Genomic DNA, 16219 nt, shown 5'->3' with positions numbered 1-16219 from the left:
TTCTACATTAGGAAGATGACCAGCACTCTCGCCAACCGACCGTCGGCAACCGAGCTTTCCGAGCTCGAAGACAGTGCGCACGCTGCTGCCCGCATGCTGAAGCTGCTGGCCAGCGAACAGCGGCTGCTTATTCTGTGCAAGCTGATCGAGGGCGAAAGTTCCGTGAGTGATCTCGCCGCGCACGTGGGGCTGGCTCAATCCGCGACGTCTCAGCATCTGGCGAAGATGCGAGCCGAAGGTCTCGTTGCGACGCGCCGGGAAGCCCAGACAATCTACTACCGTCTCGACGATCCTGCCGCGATCCGCATGCTCGATACGCTGTGCGAGATCTACAGGCGGCCAGACAAGGGCTGACGGTCTAGGACGTCCCCTCGCCCACCGCACCGGCGTCGCTCAATCTTGACCTGATCACGGAGCCGGCCGCGAGGGTGCGGCTGACGGGACATCGGTCGGCAATCTCAAGCAACCGGAAACGCTCTTCGTTGGACAATTCGCCCGACAGGTTGATCTCGCGTTCGAAAACATCCTTCGCCGCCCCGTCCCCGAGGCGGGCGACATGGCGGACCGTGACCTCGGCCTTGAGCAGCGGCCACCGCTTCCGATTGGCATAGAGCCGCACGGTCATCGCCGTGCAGGCGCCCAGCCCCGCGAGGAGAAACTCGTAGGGATCCGGCCCTTGTCCAAGGCCGCCGACTGAAGCCGGCTCATCAGCGATGAGACGATGCGGGCCGATGGTGACGGCGTTGCCGAAGAGGCCGACGCCTGTTTCGGACACGACAACGACCCGCTCGTGACGCGCGCCTGTCTCAGACATCATCCTCGCCGTTGTCACCGGCATCGAGCGCATGAAACTCATGCCACATGCCGTTGAGAATGCCGAAGGCGACGGCGAGGCCCAGACCGAGGACCCACGTAAAATACCACATGGTCTGTCTCCTGCTCAGTAGAGGTCGGGATTGGTCGAGAGGGCGGCGGTGGTGGAACGACCCCACATCACCTTGAACGCCCAGGCGGTGTAGGCCAGCACGATGGGCAGGAAGACGACGGTCACGATCAGCATGATGAACAGGGTCATGTGGCTGGAGGACGCGTTCCAGACCGTCAGGCTCGACCTGGGGTCAATGCTGCTCGGCAGGATGAACGGGAACATCGACAGGCCGACCGTCGAGATGATCCCCACGGCGGACAGTGAAGACCCGAGGAAGGCCGGAGCCTCGCGACCCGACCGGATGCCCACGAGCGCCAACGCGGCGCCCGCGAAGCCCAGGACAGGGGCGGCCCACATCCAGGGGTAGGCGGCGAAGTTCGCCAGCCAGCCGCCGGCGGCATGGACGGTGTCCGCGCGCAACGGATTGGAAGGTCCGGCCGAGTCGACAACGCCCTCGAGCCGGTACCCCATCCCGCTGAAGGCGACGAAGGCGAAGCCGGCGGCGAACAGGACGATCGAGGCGACGGCGGCGACCGTGCCGAAGCGACGCGCCCGATCACGCACGACGCCCAGCTCGGCCTTCATGGTCAGCCAGGCGGCGCCATGGGTCACCAGCATCGCTACCGAGAGCAGGCCGCACACCAGAGTGAAGGGCGTGAAGAGGCCGAAAAACGTGCCCTCGTAGAACGCCCTCAGATCGCTATCGAGCCGGAAGGGAATGCCCTGAAGCACGTTGCCGACAGCGACACCGAACACCAGCGTCGGCGCGAACCCGCCGACGAAAAGGGCCCAGTCCCAGACCGACCGCCAGATCGGCGACGGCCGCTTGGACCTGTACTTGAACCCGACCGGGCGAAGGATCAGAGCCGCCAGGACGGCGAACATGGCCAGATAGAAGCCGGAGAAGCTCACGGCGTAGACGAACGGCCAGGCGGCGAAAATGGCCCCGCCCCCGAGAATGAACCAGACCTGGTTGCCTTCCCAGGTGGCGCCGATGGTGTTGATCACCATGCGGCGTTCGCCATCGTTTCTGGCGACGAACGGCAGCAGGGCGGCGACACCGAGATCAAAGCCGTCGGCCACAGCGAAACCGATCAGCAGGACCCCCATCAGGGCCCACCAGATGACCCGCAGCGTCGGGTAGTCGAGAGGAATTTCCATCTGCAGGGGTCCTTATTCGGCCGGGCTCAGGCGAAGCGGGTCCGCCGCAGCCGCCGGATGATCGTGGTGCGCGTAGGGGCCACGGCGAATGGTGCGGACCATCAGACCCACCTCGACTACCGCCAGGGCGCCATAGATGACCGTGAAGCCAATGATCGTGGTCCAGATCTGCGCCGCGGTGAGGCTTGAGGCGCCAAGGAAAGTCGGCAGCACCCCTTCAACCGCCCAGGGCTGACGCCCCAGTTCGGCGAGCACCCAGCCGGCTTCCGCCGCGATCCATGGAAGCGGCATGATCAGCACCGCCGCCCACAGAAGCCATTTGGTGTCGCACCTGCGGAGCGTGACCATGACGAAAGCCGCGCCAAACACTGCGATCATGAGGAAGCCGATCCCGGCCATCGCGCGGAAGGCCCAGAACATGACCGGGACATTCGGCACCGTGTCCCAGGCCGCCTTCTGGATCGTCGCCCGATCCGCGGTGCGGGGGTCGGCGACATAGCGTTTGAGCAGGAGGCCGTAGCCGAGATCCTTGCGGTGGGCTTCAAAGTCGCCGCGCGCGGCCACGTCGGTCGGCAAGACCTTCAGACGCTCAAGGGCGTCATAGGCCTTCACACCGCTCTCGACGCGTGTCTCCGCGACAGCGACCAGCGACAGGATGCCCTGGACCGGCTTGTCGATACTGCGCGTGGCAATCAGGCCGAGCACGTAGGGGATCTTGATTTCGGCGTGGGTCGTGCGGGCCTGCAGATCGGGAATGCCGAAGGCCGTCAGGCCCGCTGGAGCCGGTTCGGTCTCCCACATGGCTTCAAGCGCCGCGAGCTTCATTTTCTGGTTGTCGGTCAGGGCGTAGCCGCTCTCGTCGCCCAGAACGACCACGGAGAGCGAGGACGCCAGGCCGAACGCCGCGGCGACCGCGAAGGATCGCTTGGCGACCCTTGGCCATTTGCCCCACAGCAGCATCAGCGCCGACACGCCGAGCACGAAGGCGGAAGCCGTCACGTAGCCGGCGCTGACCGTGTGCACGAACTTGGCCTGCGCCACCGGATTGAACAGGACTTCCTGGAAGTTGGTGACCTCCATCCGCATGGTGTCCGGATTGAATGCGGCGCCGACCGGGTTCTGCATCCAGCCGTTGGCGATGAGGATCCATAGCGCGGAGAGATTTGAGCCCAGCGCCACCATGAAGGTCACGAAGAGATGCCCCTGTCGGGACAGCTTCTCCCAGCCGAAGAACATCAGTCCAACGAACGTAGCCTCCAGGAAGAAGGCCATGAGCCCTTCGATCGCCAGAGGCGCGCCGAAGATGTCGCCGACATAGTGGGAATAGTAGGACCAGTTGGTCCCGAACTCGAATTCCATAGTCAGGCCGGTCGCGACCCCGAGGACGAAATTGATCCCGAACAGGGTCGCCCAGAAGCGGGTGATCGTTCGCCAGATCGGGCGCCCGGTCATCACATAGATGCTCTCCATGATGACCAGCAGGAACGACAGTCCCAGCGTGAGCGGGACGAACAAAAAGTGGTACATCGCCGTCAGGGCGAACTGCAGCCGAGAGAGCTCGACAACACCCAGTTCCATGACTCATTTCCCTCGTTTGGCCGCACTCAACACCCGGGTGGATGCGATTACAATATTTTTATATGCTAAAATGCGCATTTATGCATTCTTTGCCTGATGACCCCACCTGACGCGGCGTCCGGCCGATCCCTTCTTCGATCATCCGGGCGTGCGGAGCATGTACCCACCGGGCCTCTGTCGGCCTTGGTGTTTCTAAACGCCGCAGGCGCGGCCGGCTTTGCCTGGTCCCTGACCAGCCTGATCACGGCCGGCCCCTCGCTGACGTTCCTCTCGGCTATGGGCATCGCACTGGCTGTGCGGGCGGGCGCGTCATGGGGCGCTGCGAGAGTCGCCGCCCGACACGCCCGCAGGGTCAAGTCCGGCATCCGTCGCCGGATCCTGCGCCTGGTGCTCGATCGGCAGAGGGGCGACATGCGGTCGATCGGCGAAGCCGGCGCGTCCGCCGTCGACGAGGTCGAAGCCCTCGACGGATACTTCGGTCAGTTTCAGCCCGCACAGCTGGACGCCCGCGTAGGCCCGGCCGTCATCCTCGTGGCCGTCGCCCTGGCCAGCCCGGTTTCGGCGCTGATCCTGGTGATGACCCTGATCCCACTGGTGGCGATCATGGCCCTGGCCGGCGGCGCGGCCGGCTTGGAAGCCGCCCGTCAGTTTGATGCCCTGGCCCGGCTCTCAGGACATTTCGTTGACCGGATCCGGGCGCTGCCCGTCATCCTCGCCTTCGAGGCGGAGGACCGGGAGACGGAGATCGTCGGCGCGGCCGCCTCCGATGTCAGCGACCGGACCATGGCCGTCCTGAGGATCGCGTTCATCTCCACGGCCTCCCTTGAGTTCTTCGCCGCGCTCGCCGTCGCCCTGGTCGCGGTCTACGCCGGCTTCTCCCTGCTCGGGCTGCTGCCCTTTCCGGCGCCGGAAAAGCTGGACTTCGCCCGGGCGTTCTTCGCGCTCTCCCTGGCGCCGGAGTTCTATGCGCCGCTTCGCCGACTGGCGGCGGCCTATCACGAGAAGCAGGTGGGAGAGGCCGCGGCCCTCCGACTGGCGCCCCTGCTGTCGCGCGGACCGACACGAGCAGTCGCCACCATCCATCTGGACGCGGCTCCCGAGGTTATCCTCGAAGGAGTCGTCCTGAGCCTTGGCGACCGGACTATCGGGCCTTTCAACGGCAGCGTCGCGCCCGGCAGTTTCACGGTCCTCGCCGGACCGACCGGGTCCGGCAAGACATCGATGCTGGCGGCCATCATGGGCGTGCTCCCGCTCTCGGAAGGCTCCATTGAGATCGCCGGTCGACGGCAGGGGGAGATTGCGATCGACGATGTCGCCTGGGCGGGCCAGGCTCCGGCCTTCCTGCCGGGTACCCTGCTGGAAAACCTCATGGCGGCGGACGCCGGCGTGACCCCGGACCAGGCCATGACGATGGCGCGAATCGTCGGCCTCTCCGCCGCCCTGGCGCGCCGGGAGAACGGCGCCGCCGTCCTGCTGGATGAGCGGGGATCAGGTCTGTCGGGCGGCGAACGACGGCGGCTGGCGCTGGCGCGAGCCCTGCTCAAACCAACGCGTCTCCTTCTGCTGGATGAGCCAACCGCCGATCTCGACGCGGCAGCCGAGGCCGACATCATGGCCCTGGTTCGATCGGCCGCGCAGACCCGGACCGTCATTGTCGCCACCCATTCGGAAGCCCTGATCGCCGCCGCCGATCAGGTGGTGAGGCTTTCATGACCCGCGCCTCCCCCATCCTGATGTTCCTGCGGGTACAGGTGCGTCGGCGGCGCGCCGACCTCGTCCTTGCGGCCTTCGGCGGCGGCGCGACGGCCGCGGCGACGACCCTGCTGCTGGGCCTCTCCGGCTGGTTCCTTGCGGGCGCGGCGCTTGCCGGCGCCGGCGGGCCGGTTCTCGTTCAAGCCTTCAACTACCTTCTCCCCAGCGCCGGACTGCGAGGCCTCGCCATCGCCCGGACGGCTGGGCGTTACACCGAGCGGCTCTTTGGCCATCAGGCCGCCTTCAGGGCGCTGGCGGCGCTTCGACCGGCGCTGTTTGCGGGCATCGCGGCCAGTCCGCCGGACCAGGCCCTGAGCCTGTCGTCCGGAGAAGCCTCGGCGCGCCTGGTGCAGGACGTGAACGCCATTGAGACGATGTTCATCCGCCGCTCCGCGCCCTGGGCGGCGGCGGCGGCGGCGGGCGCGGCGGCCGGAGTCATCGCACTGGCGTCGCCCTGGTCGTCCCTGATGTTCCTCCTCGGCCTGACCGCCCAGATCGGCGCTTCGCATCGTCTGGCCCGTCGCCTCACCTCGGAGCCAGGCCGCGACGGGCTCAGAGCGGTCGGGAGGCTGAAGGATGGCTTGAACGCCTATCTTGGCGCCGCCGCCGAGCTGCGCTGCTTTTCGCTGACCGACCGAGCCGTTGACGCCCTGATGGCGCATGACGCCGATCTTGGCGATGCCCATGTGAGACGCAACGACGCCGAGGCGATGATGGCCCTGGTTCAGGCGGTGCTGGGCGGGCTTACCCTCGCCCTCGTTGCAGGACTTTCGGCCCAGGCGCCGATGCCGCTGATCGCCCTGGCGGTCCTTGCGGCGCTCGCCGGCCAGGAAGGCGTGTCGGGCCTGATCCGCGGAGCGCAGCAGGCCGGCGTTCTGGAGGAAGCCGTCAAGCGACTGGACGGAGTCACCTCTGCGGCGCGGGTCGCCGCGGATCCTCCCGACCTCGAGGCCACACTGCATCTCGACGGTCATGTCCTGTCGACGGGCGCGCGGGTCGCACTCACCGGGTCGTCGGGTTGCGGCAAGACCCGCACGCTTGAAGCCCTTCTGGGTCTTCGCGCACCCCCGCATGGCAGGTTCTCGGTGAGCGAAACCGCGCTCGAGGATCGCCCGGTCGGATGGGCGAGGCGCCTGTTTGCCTACGCGCCTCAGGATGCCCGTCTGTTGACCGGAACCATCGCCGAGAATCTGCGCCTCGGCGCGCCGGAAGCTGACGAACCCGCCATGTGGGCCGCCCTGCGAGATGCCTGCCTGGAAAGTCGTATCAGGTCCCTGCCCCATGGCCTGCAAACCTGGATCGGCGATGCTGGCGACCACCTTTCCGGCGGAGAGCGAAAACGTCTGTCGCTGGCGCGCGCCTACCTTCGCCCTGCCCCGTGGCTGCTGCTCGATGAGCCGACTGAAGGCCTTGATCAGGCCACCGAAGCGGCGCTGGTGTCGGCCTTGGGCAAACGCCTGGACCGTTCCGGACAGGGGCTGATCCTTGTCAGCCACCGGGCGGCGCCGTTGACACTCTGCGGGGCCCGGATCGATGTATTCGGCCGCCTATAGGCCCAGCGCGCGCCAGGCCACATAGGCGGCGACCAGCAGCACCAGTCCCGCGAACAGCCGGCGCGCCAGCAGCGCCCGACCGGCAAGAACGCCGGCGCCTTTCAACCCGACCCAGCCGCCCGCCGCGCCACCGACAATGAACAGGCCCGCCACCGGCCAGTCGACCAGCCCGGACAGGGCGTAGTTGCTCGAGGTCGCCGCGCCGAACAGAGCCACCGACAGGAGGGAGGAGGCTGCCGCGTTGGCGAGCGTCATGCCCGTCGCCGCCATAAGGCCTGGAACGATCAGGAACCCCCCGCCGATGCCGAAGAAGCCGGCTGCCAGTCCGGTCAGAAGGCCGAGCGGCGCAAGCTTCAGGGTCAGCTGCCAGGTAATGTGCACGGCGGGGTCGCCTTCACTCCTGGGCCGGCGCAGCATCGACAGGGCGATCGCCGCCATGGCCAGGGCGAAGAACAGTAGCAGCCGCTGTCCGTCTACCTGCTTTGCGAGGCTCGAGCCGATGAAGGAGCCCGCCAGACCGGCGGCGGCAAAGACCGTCGCGCAGGGCCATTTCACCCGCCCGCCGCGTCCATGTCCGACCAGGTTGATCAGGGCGTTGGCGGCGACGGCCGCGGCGGATGTCCCGATGGCGATGTGCGGATCGCGTACGCCGACCATGTAGAGCAGCAAAGGCGTCGCCAGCACCGAACCGCCGCCGCCGAACAGCGCCAGGAGCAGTCCGACAACAGCCCCGCTGGCCACGGCGAGCAGTCCGCTCGTCAGGGTGATGTCGATCATTGGACTACTCCCCGGCGCCGCCGCGCCATGACGCTGGAAACCGCCTCGAGGACGGTCATCACGTCCGGATCGCCTATGCGGTAGAAAATGGTCTGCCCCTGCCTGCGGGTCACGACGACCCCGTCCTGCCGCAGGCGCGCCAGATGCTGTGACAGGGCGGACTGGGACAGTCCGACATGATCGGCGATCTGTCCGACCGAAAGCTCTCCCGGACGCAGGGCGCACAGCACCTGAAGGCGGTGCTCGTTGGCCAGCACCCGAAGCAGGACAGCCGCCGACTGGGCGTTGGCGGCAAGGTCGATGTCCGTCTCGGCGGTCCTGATCATGGCGGCAATATATATGCACTTGCTAATTTAGCAAGTTTGCATATTTATGACTGCGAAGGAGATCCATATGACCGTCCATCAGCAGGCGTTCTTCCACCAGCCTACCTTCACGGTGACCTATCTGGTCTGGGACGAGGCGACCTGTGCCGCCGCTATCATCGATCCAGTGCTCGACTACGCCCCCGCGTCGGCCAGGGTCTCGACCGGCTTCGCCGATACGGTGCTGACGGCTGCGGCGGCGCTGGGACTCACCGTCCGATACGTGCTGGAGACGCACGCCCACGCCGACCACCTGTCCGCCGCCGACCACATTCGCCGCGCCACTGGCGCCCTGGTGGTGATCGGCGAGCATATCGGGGAGGTTCAGGCCCACTTCGCCGCCCTGTTCGAGGCGGATGACGTGGTCCCCGACGGATCGGCTTTCGGCCGACTCGTGGCCGACGGCGAGGTGCTGATGCTCGGCGAGACACCGATAGAGGTCATGCACACGCCCGGCCACACCGCAGCCTGCGTGACCTACCTCATCGGCGATGCCGCCTATGTCGGCGACACGCTGTTCATGCCCGACTACGGCACGGCGCGGACCGACTTCCCGGGCGGCGACGCCGTCGCGCTCTATCGGTCCATCCGCCGCATTCTGGCGCTGCCCCCCGAGACGCGCGTGTTCGTCGGCCACGACTACCTGCCCGAGGGCCGGACCACCTTCGCCTGGGAGACCACCGTGGCCGACGAGCGGGAGCGGAACGTCCACATCCGCGACGGCGTTACCGAAGCCGAGTTCGTGGCGCACCGGCAGAACCGGGACGCGACCCTCGCCCCGCCCGCGCTGATTCTGCCGTCCCTGCAGGTCAACATCCGCGCCGGCGCCCTGCCGCCCCCATCCGCCAACGGACGGGTCTACCTGAAGCTGCCCGTCACACTCGGCTGAGGCGCCGCCTCAACGCCAATCGATCGGACCTGTCATGAGATACTATTTCTCGAAGACGCTCGACGCGCCCTTTGAGGACGCTGTCGTCAGGGTGAAGGCGGCGCTCGCCCACGAAGGATTTGGCGTCATCAGCGAGATCGACATCCGTCAGACGCTCAAGACCAAGCTCGGCGTCGAGTTCCGCCCTTACCTGATCCTCGGCGCCTGCAACCCGGCCCTTGCCCATGAGGCCCTGTTGCTGGAGGACAAGGTCGGCCTGATGCTCCCCTGCAACGTCATCCTCCAGGAAGCCGACGACGGTCTTGTCGAGGTCGCCGCCATCGATCCCGCCGCCTCGATGCAGTCAATCGACAATCCAGCGCTGAAAACGCAGGCCGCCGTTGTCGGTGGAAAGCTGCAGGCGGCGCTGAATCGGTTGTAGGCGCCGCGCAGGCCCGGAGCTGATTTCTTCGTTGACCACTCCAAAGGCGTCGGGATGACCCAGGTCAGGACCGCGCTCTGGCATTCCGTGTGAACGCAAGGAGGAGATCGCGCCCACCGCCACCGCCACCGCCCTGATTTTCCCAATAGAAGCAAAGCTGGCCTTAAGGGGCGGTGGCTGCCCCGGCCGTTGCTGGCGTACGGAAGCGGACCTCCAGACCGTGCCCTGCCGACAGCCCCAACCACCTCAACCCAAGTTGCCCCGACTGTCGCGCGAACTAGGGGGTGACGCCGAATTTCGCGAAGGTTTCGGCAACCTCGGGCTCAATAGCGATGGCCGTGGCGATATCGTCGTCGCCCTCCTCGGTTCGGCCCAGTCGCCGCTTGGTCACGCCCCGCATGAACAGTGACGCCGACAGCTCCGGCGACCGCTCGAGGGCGGCGTCATAGTCGCTGATCGCACGGTCGAACTGGCCCATCCGGAAATAGATCAGGGCGCGGCTGTCGAGATAGCTGGGCGTGTCGGGCCTGAGCGACAGGGCTTTTTCACAATCCGCCAACCCCTTGGGAAGATCGCGATTGGCGCGCCCCAGAAGCCAGCATCTCACGTTGTAGGCACCCGCCAGGTCCTTGTCCCGGGCGACGCCGGCATCGAGCGTAGCGATGGCCTTGTCGACCCGGCCGAGCTCGAACAGCGCGTCGGCGCGGTTGGCGTACTCGAAGAAGGTCGTGCCCGTGCGGGCCGCCTCGATCTCCAGCTCCGCGGGCGTGCGTTTGTAGCCGCGCGGGGCCTCCATGTAGACGCTCCCGCTCAGAGCGGTGAGCCCGGTCTCCGCCGCCGCCTTGTCCGCGAAGGGAATCTCCGAAACCAGGGCCCGTTGGCTCGACATGCCGGTGAAGACGCCGTCCTTCAGGGTCATGGTCCGTTTCAGCTCGAAGCCGGCCACGGTCTGGTTGACGTCGCCACCGGTGAACCGAAAGCCGACCCCGCCCCGCGGCAGCGTCACGACCATGCGATCCAGGTCGAACTTCGGCGACTCGGTGGCATAGGGAGCCTCAGCGTCTGGTCCGGGCTCGCGTTTCATGTCAGGCCGCCAACCGACGGTCAGTTCCGACATCTGCCAGCGTCTCGGCCTCGCGCCGCGCTCCGGGGACCAGTCGAGATCGGCGGCGCCCTCCATCGTGAGGCGGACATCGCCCGTCGCCTCGTCGACGCTCCAGCCCACCGTCACCGGCGTTACATTCCAGGGTAGATCCGACCAGAGCCCCTTCAGCGCCTCGTCCAGTTTGTCAGCCGAGAGCGACTTCAGGCCGAAGGCCATCACCAGGCTGAGATCGCCACGCATGATGATCTCGCCCTTGATCGGCGCCGGCGCGTCCAATCCGGCGGTCGCATCGATCTGGACCAGCGACTCCACGAGCGGACGCTCCAGCGGCGGGACCAGGATCGGCTCCAGCATCGCGCCGGCCCGGATCGGCAGGGCCCAGCGGTAGGCCGGCGGCACGAGACTGTCGATGTTGCGATCGCCCTGGCGCGTCCCGTCCAGCCAGTAGGTCTTGCCATCGATCCGGGCCCGCACGATGGCGTGGTCGAATGCCTCGATCAACGGCAGCTGGGCGTCCAGCCCGTCACCGATGACCGTGCTGACGAACACCACATCGGCCTCGATACCCAGCTCGCGCAGCAAGGCCGCCAGCAGGACGCTCTTGCCCTTGCAGTCGCCGAAGCGGCGCGTCCAGGTGGCGTCCGCGGCGGCGGGGGTATAGCCGCCGAGATTCATCCCGAGATACAGGTAGCGGACCTGTTCTTCGACCAGCCGCAGTGCGGCGGTCGCCCGCTTGCGTGGATCGCTCGACGCGGCGGCGATCTTCGCGACCTCGGCCCGAAGCGGCGAATCCGGCGCCAGCTGACCTGCCCGGTCATACATCGGCGCCATGACGGTGGCGATGTCGCCCCAGTCCTTGAACTCGGTCGCGCTCAGCCGGCCTGCACTGTTGAAACGCGGCGGCGCAGAGGCCGGCGGCGCGTCGGGGGTTTTGACATCCTTCAGGTCGACAAGCAGCTCGGTCTCCTGGCCTGCGCGCGTCACCTTCGGTGTCGCCAGTTGACCTGTCCCGACCCACCGCACCGGACGATCGTCCGACCAGGTCTGGCGCAGATAGAGATGGCCGACTCGGCCGCGATTCAGGCTGACCATCGCCTCGGACCGACCCTGCAGGACAGGATCCTTGTGACGCGTTGTGTAGGCGACCTCCAGATAGTCGCCGACCTGCACGCCCTCGACCTGCAGGGTGGCGGTCAGACGGCCATCGAGCATCGCCGCTTCGAGACGCGACTCCCGCCGTAGAATGGTGAAGACATCGCCGCGCCCGAGCACGTCGATCACCGTTTCGCCCCGGTGCAGCAGCACCTGATGGATGGTCAACTCATCGGTCGCCGGGTCCCAGCCCAGCGCCAGATTGGCGAGCGCCAGCGCCTGCGTCGTGCGCAGTTCGACAACCGTATGCAGGAAGGTCTCCGTGCCCGCCGCGCCGATGCGGACTTGATAGTCCTGCAGGGCAAGGCGGGCGGCGTCGCTCGCCTCGCCCCCCGAACTCGGCGCATAGGGCTGCGGTTTGATCCACGCCGCCGGTCGGCCATAGACCAGCGTATCGCCCGCCGCCGCCGGCGCCGCCCACATCAGGGCCAGCCCGACCAACACCCATTTCAACATTACGCGCACCCCCGCCAGAGAACGATATCGTTGCCGGGCAAGCTTGCAACCGCTGATCTCCTGAAGGGCGAAAATACAATGTGAGGCGGCGGCCGAATTGCTCCCTTGCAGCTCAGGGATTGAGTCTGTCGCGGAGTCGCCCCCCGGTCAGGCGACGACTCGCGAACCGGCGTCACCGCCTGAAAGCCGCTCTCACGGCCGTTTCCAGAAGAGCGGCAAGGCCCTTCGTGGAGGCGGGAGCGCTATGGGCTGACAGCTCCGCCTTCGCCGTCCGACGACGTTAGACGATCCAGTCAAACGGTCCGTGCAGGGTGTCCGTAAGCGGCTCCCGAACAGCAAAGCTGAAGAGGTGTGACCGATCATCCTGCCAGCCAGAGGGCGGTTGGCTTTCCGCTGCAGGCTGTCCCGGGGCCGGGGCGTTGGCCGGACCCGTGGATGGCCCGGCGACAGCCCCAAGACCATCGGTCTTGCCCGCGACCTCTATCGAACCCGGAAAGCCGGCGGGAATAGATGACGGCGGGAGCGGCCCGACCAATCCAAGAAAGTTCGCGGTCGAGAGTGAACTGGCCGAAACCCCGCTCAGCAGCATCGTCTCGCCGCCCGCAAAGGTCAGCAACGCGCCTGCGAACTGGTCGGAAATGGACGCCACCGCGCCATAGACAGAGGCGTCGATGAGGTCCACGCCGACCGTGAAGTCGACGATCGTGTCGGCGCCGCCGGAAACCGCGACGACAAAGACATCCGCGCCGGTTCCGCCCGTCAGAGTGTCGACGCCCACGCCGCCGATGAGGATGTCATCTCCATCGCCGCCGTTGAGCGTGTCGTTGCCCGTACCGCCATCCAGCAGGTCCGAGCCACCATTGCCGTTCAGAGTGTCGTTGCCGCCGAAACCGTTGATCATCTCGTTGCGGGCATCGCCGTTGAGCGTGTTGTTTCCGTTGCCGCCGTTGAGCGTGCGCGCGTAGGTCACCGGCGGAGGCGGGCTCGGCGGGGGCGGACTGGGCGGCGGAGACGGCGGGCTCGGTGGCGGAGACGGCGGAGGACTCGGCGGAGGGGATGGAGGCGGGCTCGGCGGCGGGGATGGCGGAGGACTGGGCGGAGGCGAAGGCGGCGGACTCGGCGGGGGCGGACTGGGCGGGGGGCTCAATGTCGCTCCAATAAAGCTCGCCGAGGTGAGCGACCCGGCTGAGATTCCACTCAGCATCATCGTCTCGCCGCCGGCGAAAGTCACCAACGCACCCCCGAACTGGTCGGATATGGACGCCACCGCGCCATAGGCCGAAGCGTCGATCAGATCTGCGCCGAGGGTGAAGTCCACAATGGTGTCAGCGCCGCCAGAAGGCGAAACGACAAAGACATCCGCGCCGGAACCGCCGGTCAGAGTATCGGCGCCCACGCCGCCGATGAGGATGTCATCTCCATCGCCGCCGTTGAGCCTGTCGTTGCCCGTTCCGCCATCCAGCCGATCCGAACCGCCATTGCCGTTCAGTATGTCGTTACCGCCGAGACCATTGATCATCTCGTTACGGGCGTCGCCGTTGAGCGTGTTGTTGCCGTTGCCGCCATTGAGCGTCCGAGCGTAGGTCACCGGCGGCGGCGGGCTCGGAGGCGGAGGACTGGGCGGCGGCGACGGCGGAGGGCTCGGTGGTGGAGACGGCGGCGGACTCGGCGGCGGAGACGGCGGCGGCGACGGCGGAGGGGATGGAGGCGGGCTCGGCGGCGGCGGCGAGGGCGGAGGACTCGGCGGCGGCGCAGGCGGCGGACTGGGCGGAGGACTTAGCGTCGCCCCGAGAAAGCTCGCGGACGTGAGCGAACTGGCGGAGACGCCGCTCAGCAGCATCGTCTCGCCTCCGGCGAAGGTCACCAAGGCGCCGCCGGACTGGTCGGTGACAGACTCCACCGCGCCATAGGCCGAGGCGTCGATCAGATCCACGCCGACGGTGAAGTCGTTGATCGTGTCAGAGCCGCCCGAGAACGAGACGACGAACACGTCCGTACCGGCGCCGCCGGTCAGCCTGTCAGTTCCGACGCCGCCGATGAGGATGTCATCCCCATCGCCGCCGTTGAGCGAATCGTTGCCCGTTCCGCCATCCAGCCGATCCGAACCGCCATTGCCGTTCAGTATGTCGTTACCGCCGAGACCATTGATCATCTCGTTACGGGCGTCGCCGTTGAGCGTGTTGTTGCCGTTGCCGCCATTGAGCGTCCGAGCGTAGGTCACCGGCGGCGGCGGGCTCGGAGGCGGAGGACTGGGCGGCGGGGACGGCGGAGGGCTCGGTGGTGGAGACGGCGGCGGACTCGGCGGAGGACTCGGCGGCGGAGACGGCGGAGGGGATGGAGGCGGGCTCGGCGGCGGTGAGGGCGGAGGACTCGGCGGCGAGGCGCCCAGCCCAATGAAATTGTTTGTCCCAAGGGAGCCGACGGACACGCCCGTCAGGGCCACGGTCACGCCGGTGGCGAGCACGATGAGCGTGTTCGCACCGACCTGGGAAATGCTCTGGACCGCGCCAAAGGCGCTCACGTCGATGGCGTCGGAAGCGACGTTGAAGTCGGCTATGGTGTCGTTGCCACCGCTCACCGAGGTCACGAATACATCGGCTCCGGCGCCGCCCGTGAGGGTGTCATCGCCCGCGCCGCCGTTAAGGGTGTCAGCGCCCCCGTTCCCGGAGATCGTGTCGTTGCCGCCGTTGCCGACCAGCAGGTTCGCCGCGCTGTTCCCGGTGATAACATCGGCCCCGGCGCCGCCGACCGCGTTTTCGATCACCGCGCCCTTCGCGATCGCCACGTTCCCGCGCAGGCTGACGCCGTTGTAGGTGCCGACGCTCGAAAACGAGCCCTGGTTCAGATTGATGATCTGATCGTTGCTGAAGCCGGAGAAGTCGAAGGTGTCATTGCCACCGGCGTCCCAGACCGCGAACACCAGCAGGGAGGTGGCCGACGTCGCCACGAACCAGGGCCGGTCGGCATTGGAGTTGAAGCCGTAGACCGTATCGCCCGTTCGCGTTGACGTGTTGACGCCATAGGATCTCTGGGCCGCCGCGATGTCATCGAGCATGACGGTGGCTGGGTAGGCGGGCCCGAAATAGGCGCCCGTCTTGTCTTCGGTGAAGTAGCTCATCACCGTAAACTGATGGCTGTCTTCATAGTATTCCGCGTTCGCGGCGTAGGTAATCGAGCCACCGTCCCCCGCATCGTAGGATCCGGGATGCGAGAAGCCGATGGCGTGGCCCGTCTCGTGGATCAGCGTCAATGTCCCGTAGTTGCCCAGCACGGGATTGGCGTTGTAGCTCAGGGTGCTGTTGACCCACACATCGCCGCCGACCGAGGAGGGGGCTGTACTGCTCGGCCCATAGGCGAACGCCGCGGCGCCGGCCGAGCCGGTCGCGTAGTTGCTGTAGAGCATGGTGGCGCTGTTGGAATAGGCGTCCTCCCCATCCGTCCCGAACCCGACCCTGACGAAGACGATGTTGGCGACGTCAGACCAGGACGCCAACGCCAGCAGGGTCGCGTTGATCTGAGCGGTGTTGAACCGGCTGAAGCCGCCCGTGTCATCGGGCATCGAGGCCGGAGCCGTCGACCGGAAGGCGAACGTCACGACGGTGGTGGCGCCCCCCCAGAACGGGTCGTCCCACCGGTTGTCTTCATGCGCCACACCGGCCCGCGCGTCGAAGGCGTTCCACGTCGCATAGGTACGATCAAGCCAGTAGGCCGCCTGCTCGATGGTCTTGGAAACCTTGCCCGTCCCCACATCGGTTCCGCCGCGGTCCTCGGCGTTGTTGAAGTAGGAGGGACCTCCAGGATCACCGCTGCCGGACAGTGAGAGCGGCTTGTCGACGGAACCGAACGCTTCGTCGTGAAAAGACGTGTCCTGCCAGGACAGCAACCCGTCGCCCGATGAAGCCGGCTGGTCAAATACAGGGGTGTGCGCGGGCGCGCCGGGCCCGTCCATCTCCGGCGCCAGGTCGGCGCGTCGGGCGTTCAGGCCAGCCCAGTCGTCGCTTCCCGTGTCATCAACGCCGTCTGGCATTCCGGCAGGAAGTGAGGGACCGTTTCCGCGAAGGCCGTCCCGAAACTTCGCCATG

The 16219-nt window shown here is 67.0% G+C and carries 13 protein-coding genes; 5 read left to right on the top strand and 8 right to left on the bottom strand.

What is annotated here, in order from left to right:
• Positions 1-15: 15 nt before the first annotated feature.
• Positions 16-354 carry an ArsR/SmtB family transcription factor gene (locus ACODSL_RS14490; RefSeq protein ID WP_488901405.1) on the top strand — a complete coding sequence of 113 codons (339 nt, stop codon included), beginning with the start codon at positions 16-18 and terminating at the stop codon, positions 352-354.
• A 4-nt stretch (positions 355-358) separates the two neighbouring features.
• Here ACODSL_RS14490 and ACODSL_RS14485 read toward each other — a convergent pair whose 3' ends face one another.
• The 4 genes from ACODSL_RS14485 to ACODSL_RS14470 are packed head-to-tail and all read right to left on the bottom strand — an operon-like array spanning position 359 to position 3667.
• A complete protein-coding gene (locus ACODSL_RS14485; RefSeq protein ID WP_488901404.1) occupies positions 359-814 on the bottom strand; it encodes an OsmC family protein in 456 nt (151 codons plus the stop codon).
• Positions 807-926, bottom strand: a complete 120-nt coding sequence (cydX, locus tag ACODSL_RS14480; protein ID WP_488901403.1) for a cytochrome bd-I oxidase subunit CydX — start codon at positions 924-926, stop codon at positions 807-809. The genes ACODSL_RS14485 and cydX overlap by 8 nt, the downstream gene beginning before the upstream one ends.
• 14 nt (positions 927-940) lie before the next feature.
• Positions 941-2089: a cytochrome d ubiquinol oxidase subunit II gene (cydB, locus tag ACODSL_RS14475; protein ID WP_488901402.1), complete on the bottom strand. Its 1149-nt coding sequence runs from the start codon at positions 2087-2089 to the stop codon at positions 941-943.
• A 12-nt stretch (positions 2090-2101) separates the two neighbouring features.
• Positions 2102-3667, bottom strand: coding sequence for a cytochrome ubiquinol oxidase subunit I (locus ACODSL_RS14470; protein WP_488901401.1), 1566 nt, complete (start codon positions 3665-3667; stop codon positions 2102-2104).
• A gap of 186 nt (positions 3668-3853) precedes the next feature.
• Here ACODSL_RS14470 and ACODSL_RS14465 point away from each other — a divergent pair, with 186 nt between their 5' ends.
• Together ACODSL_RS14465 and ACODSL_RS14460 are read left to right on the top strand one after the other, a co-directional pair.
• Complete coding sequence (locus tag ACODSL_RS14465; protein ID WP_488901400.1) at positions 3854-5380, top strand: ATP-binding cassette domain-containing protein; 1527 nt, start codon at positions 3854-3856, stop codon at positions 5378-5380.
• Positions 5377-6972 (top strand): ATP-binding cassette domain-containing protein, encoded by a 1596-nt coding sequence (locus tag ACODSL_RS14460; RefSeq protein WP_488901399.1) that lies wholly within the window; start codon positions 5377-5379, stop codon positions 6970-6972. Before ACODSL_RS14465 ends, ACODSL_RS14460 begins: the two co-directional genes overlap by 4 nt.
• Here the strand turns inward: ACODSL_RS14460 and ACODSL_RS14455 are convergent.
• Both ACODSL_RS14455 and ACODSL_RS14450 read right to left on the bottom strand, forming a co-directional pair.
• Complete coding sequence (locus tag ACODSL_RS14455; protein WP_488901476.1) at positions 6967-7746, bottom strand: sulfite exporter TauE/SafE family protein; 780 nt, start codon at positions 7744-7746, stop codon at positions 6967-6969. The genes ACODSL_RS14460 and ACODSL_RS14455 overlap by 6 nt on opposite strands.
• A complete protein-coding gene (locus ACODSL_RS14450; protein ID WP_488901398.1) occupies positions 7746-8075 on the bottom strand; it encodes an ArsR/SmtB family transcription factor in 330 nt (109 codons plus the stop codon). The genes ACODSL_RS14455 and ACODSL_RS14450 overlap by 1 nt, the downstream gene beginning before the upstream one ends.
• A gap of 67 nt (positions 8076-8142) precedes the next feature.
• On the opposite strand from ACODSL_RS14450, the gene ACODSL_RS14445 reads away from it, so the two are divergent.
• On the top strand, positions 8143-9003 hold the full coding sequence (locus ACODSL_RS14445) for an MBL fold metallo-hydrolase (RefSeq protein WP_488901397.1): 861 nt from the start codon (positions 8143-8145) through the stop codon (positions 9001-9003).
• Between the two features lie 34 nt (positions 9004-9037).
• Positions 9038-9424 carry a DUF302 domain-containing protein gene (locus ACODSL_RS14440; protein WP_488901396.1) on the top strand — a complete coding sequence of 129 codons (387 nt, stop codon included), beginning with the start codon at positions 9038-9040 and terminating at the stop codon, positions 9422-9424.
• Positions 9425-9701: 277 nt separating this feature from the next.
• Here ACODSL_RS14440 and ACODSL_RS14435 read toward each other — a convergent pair whose 3' ends face one another.
• Together ACODSL_RS14435 and ACODSL_RS14430 are read right to left on the bottom strand one after the other, a co-directional pair.
• On the bottom strand, positions 9702-12137 hold the full coding sequence (locus ACODSL_RS14435) for a DUF3857 domain-containing protein (RefSeq protein ID WP_488901395.1): 2436 nt from the start codon (positions 12135-12137) through the stop codon (positions 9702-9704).
• Between the two features lie 280 nt (positions 12138-12417).
• Positions 12418-16218, bottom strand: a complete 3801-nt coding sequence (locus ACODSL_RS14430) for a M10 family metallopeptidase C-terminal domain-containing protein (protein WP_488901394.1) — start codon at positions 16216-16218, stop codon at positions 12418-12420.
• Between the last annotated feature and the right edge of the window lies 1 nt (position 16219).

Source organism: Caulobacter sp. FG121 (assembly GCF_057809815.1).
This window is presented reverse-complemented; position numbering and strand designations above follow the sequence as displayed.

Excerpts from the sequence above, each read along its gene's own strand:
- cydX (WP_488901403.1), bottom strand. The coding sequence starts at position 926 with ATGTGGTATTTTACGTGGGTCCTCGGTCTGGGCCTCGCCGTCGCCTTC.
- ACODSL_RS14430 (WP_488901394.1), bottom strand. The coding sequence starts at position 16,218 with ATGGCGAAGTTTCGGGACGGCCTTCGCGGAAACGGTCCCTCACTTCCT.
- ACODSL_RS14470 (WP_488901401.1), bottom strand. The coding sequence starts at position 3,667 with ATGGAACTGGGTGTTGTCGAGCTCTCTCGGCTGCAGTTCGCCCTGACG.
- ACODSL_RS14485 (WP_488901404.1), bottom strand. The coding sequence starts at position 814 with ATGTCTGAGACAGGCGCGCGTCACGAGCGGGTCGTTGTCGTGTCCGAA.
- ACODSL_RS14435 (WP_488901395.1), bottom strand. The coding sequence starts at position 12,137 with ATGTTGAAATGGGTGTTGGTCGGGCTGGCCCTGATGTGGGCGGCGCCG.
- ACODSL_RS14490 (WP_488901405.1), top strand. The coding sequence starts at position 16 with ATGACCAGCACTCTCGCCAACCGACCGTCGGCAACCGAGCTTTCCGAG.
- ACODSL_RS14445 (WP_488901397.1), top strand. The coding sequence starts at position 8,143 with ATGACCGTCCATCAGCAGGCGTTCTTCCACCAGCCTACCTTCACGGTG.
- ACODSL_RS14440 (WP_488901396.1), top strand. The coding sequence starts at position 9,038 with ATGAGATACTATTTCTCGAAGACGCTCGACGCGCCCTTTGAGGACGCT.
- cydB (WP_488901402.1), bottom strand. The coding sequence starts at position 2,089 with ATGGAAATTCCTCTCGACTACCCGACGCTGCGGGTCATCTGGTGGGCC.
- ACODSL_RS14460 (WP_488901399.1), top strand. The coding sequence starts at position 5,377 with ATGACCCGCGCCTCCCCCATCCTGATGTTCCTGCGGGTACAGGTGCGT.
- ACODSL_RS14450 (WP_488901398.1), bottom strand. The coding sequence starts at position 8,075 with ATGATCAGGACCGCCGAGACGGACATCGACCTTGCCGCCAACGCCCAG.